The following is an 18469-nucleotide window of genomic DNA, read 5'->3' on the forward strand; positions in this document are numbered from 1 at the left end:
GTGGTATCGCTGATACGTTGACGAAGCCCGCGGTTCTATGCATCCTGCCGGCCAACGAACGAAGATGCCGGATACGGCACGGGGAAGAGCAGGGCCAACGGCCCAAGGCATTGATAAGCTTCGCATTCGCCCAAGGGGACCGCGCGTCTCGCAAGGTCGCCATGGCATTCTGAAGAGCTGCAGGGTCTCGTCATCAAGGGAAACCTGCAGAGTTGCGGCGCGCTTCGGCGTCGCGAAAGCACGACATACGCATTCACGACGTCATTCGCATCGATTGCTCGAGGCCGGAGGGGATTGTGAAGGAAAAGTCGAGGTTTCTGCCAGCCCTGCTGGCTGCCATGCTGGCCGCATCCGTGGCGCTGCCTGCCACTGCCGCCGATCTGGTGATCGCCATGCCCAACTGGCCGTCGGGCCAGGCAACGGCCAATATCCTGAAAGTGGGCATCGCCAAGAAGTTCGGGCTCGACGCCGAGGTCAAGGAACTCGGCACGCTCAATGCCTTCGTTGGTTTCGAAGCGGGCACGGTGGACATCCAGCCGGAAGTCTGGCGACCGAACTTCGAAGACGTCGTGCGCAAATACGTGACCGACAAGAAGGTCGGCCAGCTGACAGAGCGTAGCGTGCCGGCCTGGCAGGGGCTTTGCGCCACGCCGGAAGCGGCAAAGACGATCAAGTCCGCCGCCGATCTCAGCGACCCTGAAAAGACCAAGATCCTCGACACCGACGGCGACGGCAAGGGCGAGATGTGGATCGGCGCCGCCACCTGGCTTTCGACCGGCATCGAGCGGGCGCGGGCGGCCGGCTACGGCTACGACAAGACGCTGACGCTGTTCGAGGCGGAAGAGGAGGTGGCGATGGCTGCTGTGGACGCGGCGGTCGCGACCGAGCGGCCGATGGTCTTCTACTGCTACGCGCCGCATCACGTGTTCGAGCTGCACCAGATCGCACGGCTCGAAGAGCCGCCGCACGATGCCGCCAAGTGGAAGATCCTGCCGCCGAGCGATCCGCTCTGGGTGTCGAAATCCAGCGCTTCGACCGCCTGGCAGGCGGCGCATTTCCAGATCGCCTATGCCACCGCCTTCGGCAAGAAACACCCTGACGTGGCGAAGTTCCTGGAGAAGGTGGATTTTTCGCCGGAGGAAGTGACCAAGATGAGCTACGCGCTGGAGGTCGAGCGGCAGGCGCCGGCCGACTACGCGAAGAAATGGGCCGAAGACAACGCGGCGCGCATCGACGGGTGGGCCAAGCCATGAGCGGACGTTCTGACGACAATCGCCCTGTCGGCAAGGACCGGCCCCTGTGGACGCGGCGCAGGTTTGGCATAGCGGTGCTTGCCGCTGCCCTGACGCTCGGGCCGCTTGCCGCCTGGGCGCAGACGCAGATCTACGACGCCCGCACCAAGAAATGGGTCAACTACGACAAGAAGAAAGCGCGGCAGTATTTCGCCCGCAACAATCAACTGCCGGAGGCCTTCCGCCGCCAGGTGGTGACCTTCCGCACGGCGGAACAGCCGGGCACCATCATCATCGACGGCAACCAGCATTTCCTCTATCTCGTCCAGCCCGGCGGGCAGGCGATCCGCTACGGCATCGGCGTCGGGCGCGAGGGCTTTGGCTGGGCCGGCATCGTGCGCGTCGGGCGCACGGCCGAATGGCCGACCTGGACGCCGCCAGCCGAAATGGTGGCGCGCGACCCGAATGCGGCGAAATGGGCGGCCGGCATGCCCGGCGGGCCGGACAATCCGCTCGGCGCCCGTGCGCTCTATCTCTATGAGGGCGACCAGGACACGATCTACCGCATCCACGGCACGGTGGAGCCCTGGACGATCGGTCTCGACGTTTCCTCCGGCTGCATCCGCATGAACAATGACGACGTCATCGACCTGCATTCGCGCATCGAGATCGGCGCCAAGGTGATCGTGCTGATGCAGGGGGCAGCGCTCTACAAGGGCGTTTGAGCAGAGCAAGGCAGGCCGCTTGAGAGCGGCGCGCCGGCGCAGGCACTTTGTGGGGGCAGGCGCCTTGCGGGCGCCAGGATGGAACCGATCGGCTGCCGGGGACGCGCGTGGCCGATCGCGCGAAGGAACAGGGACAGAAGATCCGAAGGGGAGGATACGTGGTGAGCGAGGGGATATTGCGTATGAAGGGCCTTGTTCTGGCGCTGGCGGCCACGGCCGCGATCAGCGGTTGCCAGTCCGCGCCCAAGCCCGAGGATATGGCGCGCACCAGCCTGCAGACGGCGCCGGCTGATCTGCAGCTTCTGTGTGCCCATGCGGCCGCCGGTGCTGCCCAGGTCGACAGCGCCAAGGTCTTGCCGACCAGTTCGCGGGCGCTCGATGCCGCCTCCTACAGCGTCGACCTCGACGCCGCCGGCCGCAAGTTCACCTGCATCGTCGATACCGCCGGCAGCGTGAAGTCGGTCACGCCGGTCTAGCGACAACCCGGCCGCGGCCATGCCGCCAGCCGTCAATCACCCAGATTGAACAGCGTCGAGGGATCGGCAACGACGGGCGGCGCGTAGAAGGTCAGGCGCGCCGCTTCCATCAGCAGCAGCGGCTGGTCCATCTCGACCGCAAGGCTGGTGATCCAGTCCTGGAAGTCGCGCACCCGGTCGGCGTAGTCGGCCGAAAGGTCATGTGCCTCCGACGGGTCGGCGCCAAGGTCGAAGAGTTCGACCTTTTGCGGCAGCGTCGCCTTCCAGACGAGCTTCCAGTTGTCCCGGCGCACGGCGCCGCCCATGGGGTCGACGTTGTAGACCACCTCGGTGCGCGGCGTCGGCTTGCCCTCGCTCAAAGAGGGCCAGAGGTTGATGCCGTCGAGCGGCTGGTTCTTGTCGAGCGTCGCGCCGACGATCGCGGCCAGCGTCGGATACATGTCGACCACGTGGACCATGCCTGCGACCTTGCCGGGCTTGATCTTCTTCGGCCAGTTGGCAAGCGCCACCACGCGGGTGCCGCCCTCATAGAGCGTGCCCTTGCCGTCGCGGTAATGGCCGTTGTCGGCCGGCAGTTCGCCGCTCACCTTGCTGTCGCCGGCAAAGAGCGAACTCGTCACGCCGCCATTGTCGCTGTGAAAGACGATCAGCGTGTTGTCGCGCATGCCGCGTTTTTCGAGCGAAGCCAGCAGTTTGCCGATGCCGTCGTCGAGCACGGAGACCATCGCCGCATAGGCCCGGCGGTTCTTGTCCGTGATGTGCTTGTAGCGGTCGAGTGCGTCGTCCGGCGCCTGGAAGGGCGTGTGTGGCGCGGTGAAGGCGAGGTAAAGGAAGAGCGGGCTTGCGGGATCGTGGCTATCGACCACCCGGGCCGCCTCGTCGCCGATCAGCGTGTTGTCGAAGCCGGTCTCCTCGATCGGCCTGTTGCCTCGGTACCAGTCCTTTACCCCATGGGAAGAGTGCTTGAAGTGGTCGATCTCGCCGACCAGCGCGCCGTAGAAGGTGTCGAAGCCGCGTTGCTTCGGCCAATATTCCGGCTTGGCATGGCCGAGATGCCACTTGCCGACGAGCGCCGTCCGGTAGCCGGCGTCTTTCATCACCTGGGAAAGCAGATACTCGTCGAGCGCCAGGCCATAGGAACCGGGCGAGGGGATCACGCCCGTCTGCAGGCCATAGCGCAACGGGTAACGGCCGGTGAGGAAGGCGGCGCGCGTCGGCGTGCACATCGGCTGGGTGTAGAACTGGTCGAAGGTTACGCCGGTGGCCGCCAGCCGGTCGAGATTGGGCGTCCTGATGTCCGAGCCGCGGAAGCCGACATCGCCCCAGCCGAGATCGTCGGCGATGATGTAGACGATGTTCGGCGCCGTCGTGCCGGCTGCTTGCGCCGCATCCGGGGCAAGAGCCGCAAGGCCCGCCGGCAGTCCGGCGGCAAGGGCAAGCGCCGCACCGCTCATGAGAACGTCGCGCCGGGTCGGGCCCGCTTGCGGATCCGCGCCAGCCGTCTTGTCGCCGCATGCGTTTGCACGGGCGTTATTCGCTTGCAGTTCAGACATGCGCACCCCCTGGAAATGCGACCCGGCCGGACGGCGGATCCTTCTATTCGATATAGCTAATATCTGCATCTTCCGGTAGCGCCGTCAATTAACATTGTCGTGGTGGCGAAGGGGCGAAATGCGGCGCCTCGGACGGCCTATCGACGGCTGCATCAAAGAGCTGTCGTGGCACTGAGGCCGATAATTTTCATGGGATTAAGCTTTGTGCGGTGCAAATAAATAATGCTGCAGTGCAAATAGTATTTTGACTAATTGCGTTGTTTGATCAGTATATTTTTCAAAACTTCTTCCAAGTTTTGGAAATGTGTGCTCTCATAGGTTTAGTTGGAAGGAGGAAATGCCATGCCCTCGTTCTTCGAGCACTTTGCACTTTTCGACGCCTTGATCGTTGCGGCGATCTGCACGCTTCTGATCCTGAGTTACTTCAGCCGCGAGGCCTGAAGACTGCGGTCGCGAAGGCGGGTTGATTGCCGACCCGGAGCGGTCGGAAAAGTCAGGCATGCGCGTCATGCCAGCCGTCGTGGCGCCTCCGAGCGGCGACAACTCCTGGCTATTTTCATTTTCTATCTGCACAACTTTACGGCTGTGAAGGTGTTTGCTACCTGAGACGCTCAGTCGAGGGGTAGCAGCATGGCAGTTTGGTACTATTTGACCGGACCGGATCAACACGGTCCTGTCGATGACGACGATCTCCGAGCGCTTGTTCGGGATGGCAGGATCACGCAAGAAACCATTGTGTGGCGCGAAGGTCTGGAGGAACGGCAGGCGGCCGGATCCCATCCAGACCTTGTCGATGCCTTTGTGCCGCCACCCATCTCGGCGACCGCAGCCGAGGCGGATGTCGCCGAACCCATCGTCGATGAACCAGCCGTTCAGCCCGGACTGATCCGCAATTCCCGGCCCTGGCCACGGTTCTGGGCGCGCCTCATCGACAATTTTCTATTCACCCCGCTGCTCGGATTCGGTATCGGGCTATTGGCCGTTATCCACGCGCCGAACATCTACCTGCAAATCGTCTCCATAAATGGCGTTCTATTCGGCTTGATGTTGTTGCCGCTTGTCGCTTTGGTGCTGGCGCTTAGCATGACGATCACGGGGACGACGCCGGGCAAGGTGATCGCGGGTGTGCGCGTCCCGGTGCCTGCGGGTCGCAACCGTGCCCTGTTCTTCCTCGTAAGGGAGTTCAAGGTATGGGTTATCGGCCTCGGGCTGGGCATTCCGATCATCGCGCTCTTCACCCAGATCCGACAGCACCGCCGCGTCTCTCTTGGGCAACCCGCAAGCTACGACAGCGGGAACCCCGTCGTTGTCGCCGATCCCTCGCAGTTTCGGTTCGGGGTGACCCTGGTCGTGGCGGCCGCTCTCCTCATCGGTAGTTTCGCGCTGCAAGCGGAGGAGCGGGCCATGGAGAGCAACCTAAAGACCACTCAGAGCTGGTCCAACCCGATGACCCAGCGTGTGGCGACGATCGGGAGGTCCTGGAGGCCAGAGGAACTTGAGACCAATAGCGGTCGGATTTTCTACTTCGTTTCCGACGAACTTCTCTCCGAGGCGCTTTTCGGGCACGAGCAGTTGCCTTCGGATGGCATTGGAGCGGACCTCTATGCGGAGGCGCTCGAGAAAGTGCTCCGCGAGGAGGTCGATATCACCACCGGCTGGCAGCCCGTCACTATTTTTGACATGGCGGGCCTTCAGGCAGGCCTCAGGGCAACGGGCAAGGCAGTGAGCGCCGAGGACACGTCTGTTGAAGTGACGGTCGCCGTCAGCGGTCGCGATGCGTGGAGAACGCTGGTTTACACCCGCGGCAATTCCGCTGAGCAGGAGGCGGAGAAGAGACGGTTTGTCGACGCCATGTTTGCGACGACGAAGTAGCGGAGTTCGGCGGCGCGGGCGCGCGGGCGGCTCTCTGAATGCGCGTCAGTCGGCGCGGTTCGCCGCGACATGCAGCCAGCGGGTCGGCTCGCCGTCATAGCCGCCGCCGTCGGCCTCGCTGATGTCGACTTCGGGCCAGCCGGCGTCTTCGAAACAGGCACGCAACCAGCCGGCCGAGGGATAGTTGAAGTAGCGGCCGAAGCGGTCGTGGCCTTCCGTCTCGCCTGCCTTGAAACTCGCCTGCAGCAGGCCGCCCGGCTTCAGCGCCCGGCGAATGCGGGTGAGCACGTCGGCGAACTCCGTGCGCGGCACATGCAGGAGCGAGGCCTCGGCCCAGATGCCGTCGAACCGGTCTTCCCAAACGACCTCCTGAAACGCGATGACCTCGACCTTGCAGCCGATGCGCGCTTCCGCTTCCCGCGCCAGTTCCGCCGAGCCGTCGCAGGCGCTGACGTCGAAGCCATGCTCCAGCAGGACGAGGCTGTCATGCCCGCCGCCGCAGCCGAGATCGAGCACGCAAGCCCCGGGAGCGAGGCGGGCCATGAAGGCCGCCAGACGCGCCTGCGGCGGCTTGCGGTCGCGCGCCGCATAGGTGGCGGCATTGTCGCGATAGAAGGCGAGGGTATCGTCGTCGGGTTTTGTCATCGATGCTTTCTGGGCGTTGCCGCCGGCGTGGGAAGGGCGATTGCTTTGGGCCGCGAAAAGATCCGTTCCGTCAGCGTTTCGCCGTGGACCGTTCTTGCCTTTCCGAGCCCGGGACCATGCTAGACGAAGATGGCGGCAGGCGGAGCAAAAAATATCGGCATGCCGCGGGTAAAGCGGGCTGATCGACAGGCCTGACGCTTCCGGATAAGCATGTGGCAGTTGCCCCAGCCGGAACCTTCAATGGCCGATCTTCCCGTTCTCCTGACCTTCGTTGCAGCCCTCTTTGTTCTTGAGATCACGCCCGGTCCGGACATGATGCTGGTGCTCGCCCGCGGGATCGGGCAGGGGCGCCGGGTGGCGCTATTGACGGTGGTCGGCATGATCTTCGTCGCCGGCGTCGTGCAGGTCGGGCTGCTCGTTCTCGGCGTCGCCTCGCTGTTGAAGGCCTATCCCGCCGGGCTCATGCTTCTGCAATGGGCGGGGGCGGCCTACATGCTCTATCTCGGCGCGCGGATGGTCTGGTCGAGTTTCGGCGATGCAGGCGCAGCCAAGCGACTGGCGGCGACCGAGGTTTCCGACTGGCGCGCGGTCCGCGAGGGAACGATCAACAGCCTGACGAACCCGAAGTCGCTTCTCTTCATGTTCGCCTTCCTGCCACAGTTCGTCGATCCGACCGCCGGCCCCGTGTGGGTGCAGCTTGCCGTGCTTGGCACCGTGCAGAAGCTCGCAGGCATCCTCTCGCTCGGTTCGGTGGCGCTCGCCTCGGGAACGGTCGGCCAGGCGCTTTATCGTTTTCCGCGACTGCTCGTCTGGCAGCAGCGTTTTACCGGTGCCGTCATGCTGGTGCTCGGCATCCGCCTGCTGTTCACAGGCAACGCCGGCGCGCCAGCGGTCAGAACGTGAAGCAGCGCCTGCCCCCGCTGGTGGCGGGGGCAGCGCTTGAATGACGTACCGCGTTGGCAGAGTGCCCAGGCCCTCTGCCGCGTCGTGTCGATCGGCCGGGTGTGGAGCCGGCAATATCTACGGTGTCACTTGGCCGCCTGGGTGGTTCCGAGCACGTAGTCCCCGTCCCAGTGCCAGATCTGCTTGTCGTCGACCGTGACCTTCACGATCGCCTGGAAGCCGGCGAGCGTGCCGCTGCCGGCATGGAACGCGCAGGTGCCGAGCGGCGGCTTGGCCGTATCGTAGACGACGCAATATCCGACCGCCGAGTCACCGTTTCCAACCGAGATGACAGCAGTGCTGCTGGAGAAGAGGGGGTTGGCGACCACCGGTCCATAATAGAGGATCTTGGTGCCCGCCGGGATCGCTTCGAGGTTCGATTCCGTGATGGTGCAGAAGCTCGGCGTATCGCCGGTAAATTCGCTGCACTCCTTGGATATCTTGAGGGGTTGCGTTTCGGGTGCTGCGGGTGCTGCGAACGCCGTTTGTGCCAGCGCCAGGATGGTGCCAGCCGACAGGATAAACAGTCTGCTCATAGCCTAGTCCCTCCGGTCGAATTGAGGGGCGGGATTTTACGCTTCGGCCTCTCCCCCGGCAATTTGCCTCTTCGGATTATCAGGGCACCGGGTGCAGCGGTCGGCCCGTTCTGAAAGCCTCGCAAGGCACGTGTCGGGCAGTCTGAGCCATCCGGTCGAAAGGCAAGGAAAGACCATCCCGCAAGGCGCTGCCCTGCGAGATGGCGGCGGCAAAGGGCATCCTCTCTACTGCTTCGCGTTCGACAGCTTGCCCATCACCTCGTCGAGGTTGAAGCTCGCCGGCTTCTGGCGGATTGGGAATTCCTTGAAGCTTTCGAGCCACTTGGCGACGAGCGCCTGCGAGGGCACGAGGATGAAGGCACGCTCGGCCATCCAGCGGTCGTATTCGAAGGATTCCGGGCCGCGCTCGAACGGATCCGCCCTGAGGTTGAAGATCAGCGGGATGCGCATGTTGGTGAACTCGCGCTGCCAGACGCCGATGCCGGTGTGTTCCTGGATCTTGAAGTTGAGCTTCCAGTCCAGCACGCGGACCGCGACCAGTTCGCCGTCGTCGTTCCAGTAGAGGAAGTCGCGGCGCGGGCCATCGGCGACTTCGCCGCGGAAGAAGGGCATCAGGTTGTAGCCGTCGAGGTGCACCTTGAAGGTCTTGCTGCCGGCCTGATAGCCGGTCAGGCACTTGGCGACGACATCCGGTTCGCCGGCCGCCGCACAGAAGGTCGGGATCAGGTCGTAGTGCGAGAACATGTCGTTATAGACCGTGTTCGGCTTGATGACGCCCGGCCAGCGGATCAGCATCGGCACGCGGTAGCCGCCTTCCCAGTTGGTGGCCTTCTCGCCGCGGAAGGGCGTCGTGCCGCCATCGGGCCAGCTCATCACCTCGGCGCCGTTGTCGGTGGTGTAGACGACGATGGTGTTGTCGAGCACGCCGAGATCCTCGAGCTTCTTCAGGAGTTCGCCGACCATGCCGTCATGTTCGACCATGCCGTCGGGGTAGAGGCCCTTGCCGGTCTTGCCCTGGGATTCGGCCTTCAGGTGCGTGAAGATGTGCATGCGGGTGGAATTGAAGTAACAGAACCAGGGCTTCTCAGCATTATGCTGCCGGTCGATGAAATCGAGCGCTGCCGCCAGGAACTCGGCATCCACCGTCTCCATGCGCTTCTTGGTCAGGGCGCCCGTGTCCTCGATCCGACCGTCGGCATAGGAATGGATGACGCCGCGCGGGCCGAAGCGTTTGGCGAATTCCGGGTTCTTCGGATAGTCCGGGTTCTCCGGCTCCTCTTCGGCATTGAGGTGGTAGAGGTTGCCGAAGAACTCGTCGAAGCCGTGGGCGGTCGGCAGGAATTCGTCCTTGTCGCCCAGGTGGTTCTTGCCGAACTGGCCGGTGGCATAACCCTGCGCCTTCAGGAGTTCGGCGACGGTCGGATCTTCCGGCTGCAGTCCAAGATCGGCGCCGGGCAGGCCGACCTTCGTCAGGCCCGTGCGGATCGGCGACTGGCCGGTGATGAAGGCGGCGCGGCCGGCGGTGCAGCTCTGCTCGCCATACCAGTCCGTAAAGAGCGCGCCCTCATTGCCGATGCGGTCGATGTTCGGCGTGCGGTAGCCCATCATGCCGCGGTGGTAGATGCTCGGATTGAGCCAGCCGATATCGTCGCCCATGATCATCAGGATGTTCGGCTTGCCGCTGCCGCCCGTGGCCGGCGTGCCCGATTGCTGGGCGTGCACGTCGGGGGCCGAAACGGTGAGGGCGGCTGCGGCGAGCGCGCTGCCGCCAAGCAGGAGATCGCGTCGGCTGACGCTCAAATGCGGTTCGGTCTGGGGATCTGTCGGTTCGGGATCGGATACCGGATGCTTGGTCATGGCACATCGCTCCATATCGTCAGAGGGTCGAGGCTTAACGAAACTCAGGCTATCGGGATTGAGCTGGTGAACGACAATCGGTCGGGCGGGACTCTGCGCCCGGTTGCCGCCGGCGGCAAGAATGTAACTGTTATGCTGCGCTTGCATTGCGGCGGGGCGCGTGGCATTCGCCTCGGACTGACGTTGCGTCAGGCTCTGGACGCTACGTGCGGAGGGTCGAAAAGCCCGAAAAAGGCACGGAATTAGGTCAATAATATTGACATAAATTGGTCGTCGTGGTCCTGTCGCTTCACCGTCCAGGGTATCCTGCTTCCAAGGGGGATCGCTCGAGGCGGAAAGATGCTCTAGAACAAAAACCAGAGCGTCCTTTGTGCGTTCAAGCGAACGCACGGCGCTCTAGAATGACGCGGGAGGAAGCGGAGAACCGCTTTCCGCATATAATCTCTGAGGAAACACCCCATGCTGGATTGGGAACATATCTTCGCGACGCGCTCGAGCCGGATGCGCGCCTCGGAAATCCGCGAACTGTTGAAGCTGCTCGACCGTCCCGACATCATCTCCTTTGCCGGCGGCATTCCCGACCCGGCGCTGTTCCCGGATGCGGAATTCAAGGACGCCTATGCGGAGATCTTTTCCGGTCCGGCCGTAAGTGCTGCGCTGCAGTACTCGGTCAGCGAAGGCTACAAGCCGCTGCGCGAATGGCTCGCCAAGGAGATGGAAAAGATCGGCATCCCCGCCGGTGCCGACAACATCTTCATCACGTCGGGCTCGCAGCAGGGCCTCGATTATCTCGGCAAGCTGTTCCTGTCGCCGAACGATACGGCGCTCGTCACCTGGCCGACCTATCTCGGCGCGCTGCAGGCGTTCAACGCCTACGAGCCGACCTACGATCAGCTGAACCCCAACGGCAACCGCACGCCGGAAGCCTACCGCCAGGCGGCAGGCGAGGCCGGCGGCCGCGTCAAGTTCGCCTATCTCTCGGCTGACTTCGCCAACCCGACCGGCGAGACCGTTGACAGGGCCGGCCGCGAGCGCGTGCTTGAACTTGCCGAAGAGCTCGACATTGCCGTCATCGAAGACGCTGCCTACCAGTCGCTGCGTTACGACGGCGAGCCGGTGCCGCCGATCCTGGCGCTCGAAATCGCCAAGAAGGGCGACATCAACAACACCCGCACGATCTATTGCGGCTCGTTCTCCAAGACGCTCGCCCCCGGCCTTCGCGTCGGCTGGGTCTGCGCCTCGGAAAAGGTGATCCGCAAGCTCGTGCTCCTGAAGCAGGCAGCCGACCTTCATTCCTCGACCATCAACCAGATGGCGATCTGCACCGTTGCCGAGCGCGGCTTCGACCAGCAGGTGGCCAAGATCCACCGGGTCTACAAGCAGCGCCGCACGGCCATGCTCGCAGCGCTTGAGAAGTACATGCCCGAGGGCGTGTCCTGGACGAAGCCGGAAGGCGGCATGTTCGTCTGGGTGACGCTGCCGAAGGGCATGGATGGCGCCGCACTGCTGGCAAAATCGATCGAGACGGCCAAGGTCGCCTTCGTTCCCGGTCGCGCCTTCTTTGCCGATGGCTCGGGCGAGAACACGCTGCGCGTCTCCTTCTCCTGCGCCAACGACGAAATGATCGACGAGGGCATCCGCCGTCTCGGCGACCTTATCCGTGGCGAAGTCGCGGCGCTGGCGGCTTAAGGCACCGGCTTTCCGGAGATTGTCGAACGCGCTCGCTCCGGCGGGCGCGTTTTTCTTTTGGCTGGTAAAACCTTCTTCTTTTAGTCAAGATGACGCATTGATCGAAGCGGGGCCTTCCGATAGACAGGACGGACATGACCGGGCACGCCCGGCCACGTAAGCGTTAACGTCACTCAACGCGTATGATCGAACGGCCAGAAGCGGCTTCGATCTGCGCGACTGTGTCCTGCGGATCGAGCTTTCAAGGCCCTCCAAAGGATGCAAATGGACAACTTTCCCGCCTATTCCCATCTCCCGACGCCGCGTATCGAACGTGTTCGCCACGAGCTGAAGCGCCGATCGCTTGTCGTTTCCGCGATCGAGCGGGTCACCCCCGGCATGCTGCGGATCACGCTTTCCGGCGACGATCTCGGCGATTTCGTCAGCCTCGGGGCGGATGACCACATCAAGATCTTCGTGCCCGGCGCCGATGGCACGGTGGAGCACCGGGATTACACGCCGCGGCGCTACGACACCGACGCCTGCACGCTGGTGCTCGACTTCGCGCTGCATGAGGCGGGGCCGGTGACGGCCTGGGCGATGAATGCCGCGGTCGGCGATCATCTCGAAATCGGCGGGCCGCGCGGCTCGGCGGTCGTCTCGGGAGACTTCAAGCGCTGGCTGCTGATCGGCGACGAGACGGCGCTGCCGGCGATCGGCCGACGGATCGAGGAAACACCGGCGGGCCACCAGGTCACCAGCATCGCGGTCGTCACCGGGCCGCAGGAGCGGCAGGATTTCCGCACCGAAGCGTCGCTTGAAACCCATTGGGCCTATCGCCCGCTCGACGCGGCACATGACCCGGCGGCGCTGCTTGCCGTCGTGCGCCAGGTTCCGCTCGAGCCGGGCACCTTCGTCTGGATCGCGGCCGAAGCCGCGGTCACCCGGGCGATCCGCGCCCATTTCGTCGAGGAGCGCGGCTTGCCGCTCACCTGGCTGAAAGCCTCGGGCTACTGGGTGAAGGGCAAGGCCGACAGCACCGAGAAGTTTGAATAGACCATCCCGTGCTCGGGTGCCCTTTTCAGGGCATCGCGACGGGAACGCTCGACCGGCGGATCGAAAGATCCGCGCGGGCCTCCCGCGATTGCCTCAGGCGCGCCTTTCCGAAGGGGCGCCTGCCGCGCTGATGCCGACAGAGCAGGGCCGGCAGAACAAGGCCGGGAAAACCGTTCGGTTGCCCGGTTGCGCGGTTGCCTTGTCGCGGAGAGTCAGCTCATTTCGCTTGCTTGGGCGACGTCGATCCGATCCTGCGGAGCGACGGCTGCCACCCGTGGTTCACTTCGAGGGCAGGGCAGGCTTGGACCTCATCGACGATCAAGCGCAATCCGATCAGCCGACGCCGCGCATGTATGCCTGGGCGCGCAATTCGGCCGCCTATCGGCTGGCGCGGCAGATGCTGACGGAAAAGCAGCTCTTCGACGCCATCTCGCGCAAGGCGCGGGAGAAGTTCGAGGGTATCAGCGTCAACCAGGTGGAACTGCTGGCCGCTGCCGCCGTGACCTTTGCCTATGACAACGGCGCGCTCAACGACAAGGCTTACGCCGAGATCAAGACCCGCTCGGCCATGCGCGGCGGCAAGTCGAAGCGGGCGATCGCCCAGAAGCTGTCGGAAAAAGGCGTCGCGCGGGATGCCGTCGCTGCGGCGGTGGCGGAAGCCGACGATCTCTATGCGGCCGTCGTCTTGGCGAGAAAGCGCGCCTTCGGGCCGTTCCGCAAGGCGGCGCTCGACGAAAAGCGCACGGCCAAGGAGCTTTCCGCCTTTGCCCGGGGCGGCTTCGGCTTCGAACTGGGCAAGCGGGTCTTTGCGATGTCGATCGACGAGGCCGAGGACATTCTGTTCTCCGGCCGCTCGCTCTGACCTCAAGGGTCAGCTCCTGCCGTCAGAGCCGCGAACGGTCATGCCCTAAAATAGACATATGAATGAGTCATTCATTTATTATGACATCGGCTCGTTTCATCAATCTGGTCTCGGCACTCGGCACGGCTCTCGCCGATGCCCAGGTCAGCGCCTGCGAAGAGCTCGGCGTCGTTCCGAGCGACGCCGCTGCCCTGATCACGGTCGGCTACCACAAGGGAATGTCGGTCGGCGCGCTGGCGCCGATCATCGGTTTTACGCAATCGGCTGCCGTGCGCTCGGTCGATCGGCTGGTGGCCCAGGGGCTGATCGAGCGGGGGCGGGGCGAGGACAAGCGCCAAGTCGCGCTATCGCTCACGGCAGCCGGCATGGCCCTGCGCAGCGATATACTCGATGCCCGCGGAAGGGCGGTCGAAAAGGCGGTCGCCGCACTCGATCCGTGGCAGCAGGTCGATCTCGAACCGATGGTGGAGACGATGCTGGCGGCGCTGACCGCGGACCGCCGCAGCGCCGACCATATCTGCCGGCTTTGCGACGAGACCGTCTGCACGCCGGAGATCTGTCCGGTCGAGCGCGTCGCGGTCGCCCGAGAGGCCGGGCCGTGACCGGGCACGGGCAGGAGGCGGTTGCCGGTAGGCTCGGGCTTGGGGCTGCCGTTGCCGCCATGGTGCTGTCCGCCGCCTGCTGGGGCTTTGCCACCGTCATGTCGAAGGGCGCGCTTTCGGCCTTCTCGCCGGCGCTGCTGGTCAGCCTGCAGCTCGGTGCCAGCGTCGCCTTTCTCTGGAGCGCCGTCGGCGTTTCCAGGCAAAGGCTGCGCTTCGATCGCCACACGCGGCTGGCGGCGCTGAGCGGCGTGCTCGAACCGGGGCTTGCCTATGTCTTCGGCACCTTCGGCCTGCTCCTGACGACGGCGGGCAATGCCTCGCTGATCGCCACCACCGAACCGCTGCTGATCGCGCTGCTCGCCTGGCTCCTGTTTCGCGAGAAGGTCGGCCTGCCGACCCTGCTTGCGATCCTTGCGGCGATGGCCGGTGTTGCGATCGTCACGGGCGCGCATGGCGCCGAAAGCGGCTTCAGCCCGGCCGGCGATCTCCTCGTCATTCTCGGCACGGTGTTTGCGGCGCTCTACGTGGTGGCAAGCAGCCGGCTCGTCGCCAAGGTCGATCCGCTGGTGCTCGCGGCCCTGCAGCAGTCGGTCGGCCTCATCTTCGTGCTGGTCTTCCTGTTCGCCTGGGTCTCGCCCCCGGCGATCGGCAACGACCTGGCCGCTGCGGAGGCGGGCATGCTGGCGCTCGCCCTTGTGTCCGGCATCGTCCAGTACGCGCTTGCCTTCTGGCTTTATCTGATCGGCCTCAAGCGCCTGCCGGCAAGCACGGCCGCGCTGTTCCTGACCCTGACGCCGGTCTTCGGCATCGGCGGCGCGGCCTTTTTCCTCGGCGAAGCGGTGACGCCGTGGCAGGCGATCGGCACGCTCGTCATCATCGCCTCGGTCGCCGTCGCATCGCAGGTCTCACGCAGGTGACACCGATGCAAGCGCGGGTCACGGGGATCGACGGCGCAAGAGCGGCCGCGACTATCCGCGCTTCAGCGCCGGATCGTCCATCGCCGGATTGTAGAACAGCGACAGCGTCAGGCTGCGGGCGATCCGCTCGGCCGAGGCCATGAACCAGGCCTTGGCCTCGCCGTTCGGGGCGATGTCGTCGAGCGTCGTGGAAAAGAGATCCAGCCATTTCGGGAAGAGATCCGGCGTCATGTTGGCGACGCCGGCATGGGCCTGCACCGGCTTGCCGCCATAGGCGCCGTTGCGAAAGGCCACGGCCGACCAGAAGCTCTTCATCTTTTCCATGTGCTCCGGCCAGCGGCCGGAAAGCCGGGCGTCGAAGACGGGGCCGAGCTCGGGATGGGCAAGCACCCGGGCATAGAAGGTCTCGACGAGACGGTCGATGAAGGCCGCATCGATGCCGATCGCCTTCATCTCGGCTTCCGCTCGCTCGCGGATCGCCGCGACATGGGCGGCGCGGCCCTGCAAGTCGTTGTCGTCCATCCCGATGTCCTTGGTCTAAGTAGCCTTGCGTCTGCGTGCTTGTATTTGACGCCTTGCATATAGGCATGCGGGGGTGTCGCGCCAGAGGCGAAAGGGGCGGTTGCGGCAATCTGTCAGGATGGCGCCGGTCGAATTCTCCAAGGGCCGCTCACCCGGCCTTGCAACGGATTGCCCGAACCGTGCGGGGCAGTAACGGTTGCGGAGCGGCACATCGTAACTGTTACGTACTTGGACACCCGCCCCCTCAAGCGCATCATTCGCCCGGTCCTCGACAGCAGTGCATTTCCGATCGCCTTAACAAGGAGAATACGATGAGCATGCATGACGATAGCAAGGCCACGCCCGCAATGGCCGAGAATGGGGTGACGGATGTCAGCCGCCGCGACCTCCTCCTCAGCGGAACGATTTTTGCGGCCGCGTCGCTGGTGGCAGGCGCTGCTTCGGTAAGCCCGGCCAAGGCGCAATCCTCATCCTCCTCGAGCGGCAAGCCGCCGAACATCCTCGTCATCTTCGGCGACGATATCGGCATTCCGCAGATCAGCGCCTACACGATGGGGCTGATGGGTTATCGCACGCCCAATATCGACCGCATTGCCGCCGAGGGTGCAATCTTCACCGACAGCTACGGCCAGAACAGCTGCACGGCGGGACGCGCCTCGTTCATCCTCGGCCAGGAGCCGTTCCGCACGGGGCTCTTGACGATCGGCATGCCGGGCGACCCGCATGGCATCCAGGACTGGATGCCGACGATCGCCGACGTCTTGAAGACCAAGGGCTATTCGACGGGCCAGTTCGGCAAGAACCACCTCGGCGACCGCGACGAGCACCTGCCGACAGCCCACGGCTTCGACGAGTTCTTCGGCAACCTCTACCACCTGAACGCCGAGGAAGAGCCGGAAGGCTACTTCTATCCGAAGGATCCGGAGTTCAAGAAGAAGTTCGGCCCGCGCGGCGTCATCAAGTCGAGCGCCGACGGCAAGATCGAAGATACCGGCGCGCTCAACACCAAGCGCATGGAAACGATCGACGAGGAGTTCCTGACCGCCGCCAAGGACTACATCGACCGGCAGGTCAAGGCCGACAAGCCGTTCTTCTGCTGGTTCAACTCGACCCGCATGCACGTGTTCACCCATCTGAAGCCGGATTCGATGGGCAAGACCGGCAAAGGCATCCATGCCGACGGCATGGTGGAGCATGACGGTCATGTCGGCCAGCTCCTGAAGCAGCTCGACGATCTCGGCATCGCCGACAACACCATCGTGCTCTACACCACCGACAACGGTGCCGAACTGGCGCTGTGGCCGGATGGTGCGCAGACGATGTTCCACGGCGAGAAGGGCACCACCTGGGAAGGCGGCTTCCGCATTCCGATGATGGTGCGCTGGCCGGGCGTGGTGAAGCCGGGCACGCAGATCAACGACCCTGTGACCCTGATGGACTGGCTGCCGACATTCGCGACGGCTGCCGGCGTCGGCGACGTCAAGGAGGAGATGAAGAAAGGCTTCAAGGGCACCTCGAAGACCTTCAAGGTGCATCTCGACGGCTACGACTTGACGGCGCTGCTGAAGGGCGAGGCGAAAGAGCCGCCGCGTGACTCGGTCTACTACTTCGACCAGGGCGGCAACCTCAACGCCATCCGCTGGAACGACTGGAAGCTGAGCTTCGCCCAGGCAAGCCACGGCAATATCGCCACGGCTACTCGTGAGGTGCCGAGCTGGGCCGTCATCGCCAACCTGCGCATGGATCCCTATGAGCGCGGCATGGAGGACGGCGGCGGAGCGATCGAGTTCCTGGCCCGCAACATGTGGCTGCTGGTGCCGATCCAGGGCAAGATCAAGGAGTTCTTCGCCGACTTCAACGATTACCCGTACCAGGCCGGCAGCACGCTGAATGCCAGCGGCATCAACTACGGTTGGTTGGCCCAGCAGGCCGCGATGAAGCGGCTCGGCGAGCTGGAGAGCCTCGCTCCGCGGTAACTGCACGAGATCCCGCCGCTGGCATGCGCTGGCGGCGGGGACTCTTTTGACGACCCCAGCGGCTGGCAGGGCACCGATCGCCCCGATCTGGATCGCCGTCCCGCTGCGCGCAGCACGCACCTCAGATGATCCGGGACCTCCATGGATTTCCTCATTTCGCTTGCCGAAGTCAGCATCCCCGCCTTTGCTGCCGTCCTGCTGGTCGGCCAGCTTGCGGCCCACGAAATCGGCTATCGCTTCGGCGTGCGCAGCAAGGAGCGCGCCGGCGGCCAGATCGAAAACGTCGGGGTGGTCGTCGCCGGCATGCTCGGGCTCTTGGCCTTCGTGCTGGCGTTGACGCTTTCGTTCTCGACCACGCGCTTCACGGAGCGCCGGCAGGGCACGCTTGCCGAGGCCAATGCCATCGGCACCGCCTGGCTGCGGGCCAAGGCGATCGGCACGCCCGAAGCGCTCGATATCGCCAAGCTGCTCGAAGACTATACCAAGGCGCGCGAGGACTTCGTGCGCGCCGGGCGCAACAGCGATGCGCTTGCCAAGGCCAACAGTGACACCTCCAAGCTGCAGCAGCAGATCTGGCAGCGGGTGACGACGATCGTCCAGCAGGACCCGGACGCCGTCTCGGCATCGCTGATGTCCGCCGTCAACGAGACCTTCGACGCCAGCACCGCCGAACGCTATGCGCTCGGCATCCGCCTGCCGTGGCAGATCTTCTGGCTGCTGCTCGGCGTCATGATCCTGAGCATGGGCGCACTCGGCTACCAGTTCGGCCTCAAGGGACGGCCGGTACGCATGCTGATCGTGCTCCTGACGCTCGTCTGGACGGCGATCATCGTCAACATCCTCGATCTCGCCTCAGCCAGGGTCGGCAACTTCCGCACGGATACGTCCGTCTATCAGTGGACGCGGCAGGGGTTCAGCGGGAGCAGCGCGCCGCAGTGATGTCGGCGGGATGGACTTGCGCGCAGGTTGTCGACGGAAACGGAGCCGCGTCATCCTTTCGGTGCGCGGCTCCCACTCGTTGGCTTGAC

The 18469-nt window shown here is 64.4% G+C and carries 17 protein-coding genes; 12 read left to right on the forward strand and 5 right to left on the reverse strand.

Annotated features, from left to right (window positions below):
- The first annotated feature begins 338 nt into the window (after positions 1-338).
- The 3 genes from OKW20_RS19305 to OKW20_RS19315 all read left to right on the forward strand — a co-directional run bounded on the left by OKW20_RS19305 (position 339) and on the right by OKW20_RS19315 (position 2433).
- The gene (locus tag OKW20_RS19305) at positions 339-1253 is read left to right on the forward strand and encodes a glycine betaine ABC transporter substrate-binding protein (protein ID WP_043616378.1); all 915 of its coding nucleotides are present in this window, start codon (positions 339-341) and stop codon (positions 1251-1253) included.
- A complete protein-coding gene (locus OKW20_RS19310; protein WP_429174249.1) occupies positions 1250-1957 on the forward strand; it encodes a L,D-transpeptidase in 708 nt (235 codons plus the stop codon). Before OKW20_RS19305 ends, OKW20_RS19310 begins: the two co-directional genes overlap by 4 nt.
- A gap of 182 nt (positions 1958-2139) precedes the next feature.
- Positions 2140-2433 (forward strand): hypothetical protein, encoded by a 294-nt coding sequence (locus OKW20_RS19315; RefSeq protein WP_226020593.1) that lies wholly within the window; start codon positions 2140-2142, stop codon positions 2431-2433.
- A gap of 32 nt (positions 2434-2465) precedes the next feature.
- Here OKW20_RS19315 and OKW20_RS19320 read toward each other — a convergent pair whose 3' ends face one another.
- Complete coding sequence (locus OKW20_RS19320; protein WP_429174252.1) at positions 2466-3986, reverse strand: arylsulfatase B; 1521 nt, start codon at positions 3984-3986, stop codon at positions 2466-2468.
- Between the two features lie 630 nt (positions 3987-4616).
- On the opposite strand from OKW20_RS19320, the gene OKW20_RS19325 reads away from it, so the two are divergent.
- Complete coding sequence (locus OKW20_RS19325) at positions 4617-5858, forward strand: RDD family protein (protein WP_429174255.1); 1242 nt, start codon at positions 4617-4619, stop codon at positions 5856-5858.
- A 45-nt stretch (positions 5859-5903) separates the two neighbouring features.
- Here the strand turns inward: OKW20_RS19325 and OKW20_RS19330 are convergent, their stop codons facing one another.
- Positions 5904-6503: a class I SAM-dependent methyltransferase gene (locus OKW20_RS19330; protein WP_429174264.1), complete on the reverse strand. Its 600-nt coding sequence runs from the start codon at positions 6501-6503 to the stop codon at positions 5904-5906.
- Positions 6504-6743: 240 nt separating this feature from the next.
- Here OKW20_RS19330 and OKW20_RS19335 point away from each other — a divergent pair, with 240 nt between their 5' ends.
- Entirely contained in the window at positions 6744-7406 is a 663-nt protein-coding gene (locus tag OKW20_RS19335) for a LysE family translocator (protein ID WP_429174269.1), read from the forward strand.
- Positions 7407-7531: 125 nt separating this feature from the next.
- Here OKW20_RS19335 and OKW20_RS19340 read toward each other — a convergent pair whose 3' ends face one another.
- Positions 7532-7981 carry a hypothetical protein gene (locus OKW20_RS19340; RefSeq protein ID WP_429174274.1) on the reverse strand — a complete coding sequence of 150 codons (450 nt, stop codon included), beginning with the start codon at positions 7979-7981 and terminating at the stop codon, positions 7532-7534.
- Between the two features lie 225 nt (positions 7982-8206).
- The gene (locus OKW20_RS19345) at positions 8207-9838 is read right to left on the reverse strand and encodes an arylsulfatase (protein WP_429174277.1); all 1632 of its coding nucleotides are present in this window, start codon (positions 9836-9838) and stop codon (positions 8207-8209) included.
- 459 nt (positions 9839-10297) lie between these two features.
- Between OKW20_RS19345 and OKW20_RS19350 the strand changes: the two genes are divergently transcribed.
- The 5 genes from OKW20_RS19350 (at position 10298) to OKW20_RS19370 (ending at position 14943) form a co-directional block, all read left to right on the forward strand.
- Entirely contained in the window at positions 10298-11527 is a 1230-nt protein-coding gene (locus tag OKW20_RS19350) for a PLP-dependent aminotransferase family protein (protein ID WP_429174281.1), read from the forward strand.
- Positions 11528-11791: 264 nt separating this feature from the next.
- Positions 11792-12562: a siderophore-interacting protein gene (locus OKW20_RS19355; protein ID WP_429174285.1), complete on the forward strand. Its 771-nt coding sequence runs from the start codon at positions 11792-11794 to the stop codon at positions 12560-12562.
- A 301-nt stretch (positions 12563-12863) separates the two neighbouring features.
- Positions 12864-13424 (forward strand): recombination regulator RecX, encoded by a 561-nt coding sequence (gene recX / locus OKW20_RS19360; protein ID WP_429174288.1) that lies wholly within the window; start codon positions 12864-12866, stop codon positions 13422-13424.
- A gap of 80 nt (positions 13425-13504) precedes the next feature.
- Positions 13505-14026 carry a MarR family winged helix-turn-helix transcriptional regulator gene (locus OKW20_RS19365; RefSeq protein WP_429174290.1) on the forward strand — a complete coding sequence of 174 codons (522 nt, stop codon included), beginning with the start codon at positions 13505-13507 and terminating at the stop codon, positions 14024-14026.
- The gene (locus OKW20_RS19370) at positions 14023-14943 is read left to right on the forward strand and encodes a DMT family transporter (RefSeq protein ID WP_429174294.1); all 921 of its coding nucleotides are present in this window, start codon (positions 14023-14025) and stop codon (positions 14941-14943) included. Before OKW20_RS19365 ends, OKW20_RS19370 begins: the two co-directional genes overlap by 4 nt.
- Positions 14944-14994: 51 nt before the next feature.
- Here the strand turns inward: OKW20_RS19370 and OKW20_RS19375 are convergent, their stop codons facing one another.
- Positions 14995-15465, reverse strand: a complete 471-nt coding sequence (locus OKW20_RS19375) for a group III truncated hemoglobin (RefSeq protein ID WP_429174298.1) — start codon at positions 15463-15465, stop codon at positions 14995-14997.
- 311 nt (positions 15466-15776) lie between these two features.
- Between OKW20_RS19375 and OKW20_RS19380 the strand changes: the two genes are divergently transcribed.
- Both OKW20_RS19380 and OKW20_RS19385 read left to right on the forward strand, forming a co-directional pair.
- Positions 15777-17441 (forward strand): arylsulfatase, encoded by a 1665-nt coding sequence (locus tag OKW20_RS19380; protein ID WP_429174300.1) that lies wholly within the window; start codon positions 15777-15779, stop codon positions 17439-17441.
- A 141-nt stretch (positions 17442-17582) separates the two neighbouring features.
- The gene (locus OKW20_RS19385) at positions 17583-18380 is read left to right on the forward strand and encodes a hypothetical protein (protein WP_043616333.1); all 798 of its coding nucleotides are present in this window, start codon (positions 17583-17585) and stop codon (positions 18378-18380) included.
- The last annotated feature ends 89 nt before the right edge of the window (positions 18381-18469 follow it).

This window comes from Ensifer sp. LBL, from assembly GCF_050435225.1.
Classification (GTDB): Bacteria; Pseudomonadota; Alphaproteobacteria; order Rhizobiales; family Rhizobiaceae; genus Ensifer.

Excerpts from the sequence above, each read along its gene's own strand:
- OKW20_RS19330 (WP_429174264.1), bottom strand. The coding sequence starts at position 6,503 with ATGACAAAACCCGACGACGATACCCTCGCCTTCTATCGCGACAATGCC.
- OKW20_RS19380 (WP_429174300.1), top strand. The coding sequence starts at position 15,777 with ATGAGCATGCATGACGATAGCAAGGCCACGCCCGCAATGGCCGAGAAT.
- OKW20_RS19385 (WP_043616333.1), top strand. The coding sequence starts at position 17,583 with ATGGATTTCCTCATTTCGCTTGCCGAAGTCAGCATCCCCGCCTTTGCT.
- OKW20_RS19305 (WP_043616378.1), top strand. The coding sequence starts at position 339 with ATGCTGGCCGCATCCGTGGCGCTGCCTGCCACTGCCGCCGATCTGGTG.
- OKW20_RS19355 (WP_429174285.1), top strand. The coding sequence starts at position 11,792 with ATGGACAACTTTCCCGCCTATTCCCATCTCCCGACGCCGCGTATCGAA.
- OKW20_RS19340 (WP_429174274.1), bottom strand. The coding sequence starts at position 7,981 with ATGAGCAGACTGTTTATCCTGTCGGCTGGCACCATCCTGGCGCTGGCA.
- OKW20_RS19315 (WP_226020593.1), top strand. The coding sequence starts at position 2,140 with ATGAAGGGCCTTGTTCTGGCGCTGGCGGCCACGGCCGCGATCAGCGGT.
- OKW20_RS19375 (WP_429174298.1), bottom strand. The coding sequence starts at position 15,465 with ATGGACGACAACGACTTGCAGGGCCGCGCCGCCCATGTCGCGGCGATC.
- OKW20_RS19365 (WP_429174290.1), top strand. The coding sequence starts at position 13,505 with ATGACATCGGCTCGTTTCATCAATCTGGTCTCGGCACTCGGCACGGCT.
- OKW20_RS19310 (WP_429174249.1), top strand. The coding sequence starts at position 1,250 with ATGAGCGGACGTTCTGACGACAATCGCCCTGTCGGCAAGGACCGGCCC.
- OKW20_RS19325 (WP_429174255.1), top strand. The coding sequence starts at position 4,617 with ATGGCAGTTTGGTACTATTTGACCGGACCGGATCAACACGGTCCTGTC.
- OKW20_RS19320 (WP_429174252.1), bottom strand. The coding sequence starts at position 3,986 with ATGTCTGAACTGCAAGCGAATAACGCCCGTGCAAACGCATGCGGCGAC.
- OKW20_RS19345 (WP_429174277.1), bottom strand. The coding sequence starts at position 9,838 with ATGACCAAGCATCCGGTATCCGATCCCGAACCGACAGATCCCCAGACC.
- OKW20_RS19335 (WP_429174269.1), top strand. The coding sequence starts at position 6,744 with ATGGCCGATCTTCCCGTTCTCCTGACCTTCGTTGCAGCCCTCTTTGTT.
- OKW20_RS19350 (WP_429174281.1), top strand. The coding sequence starts at position 10,298 with ATGCTGGATTGGGAACATATCTTCGCGACGCGCTCGAGCCGGATGCGC.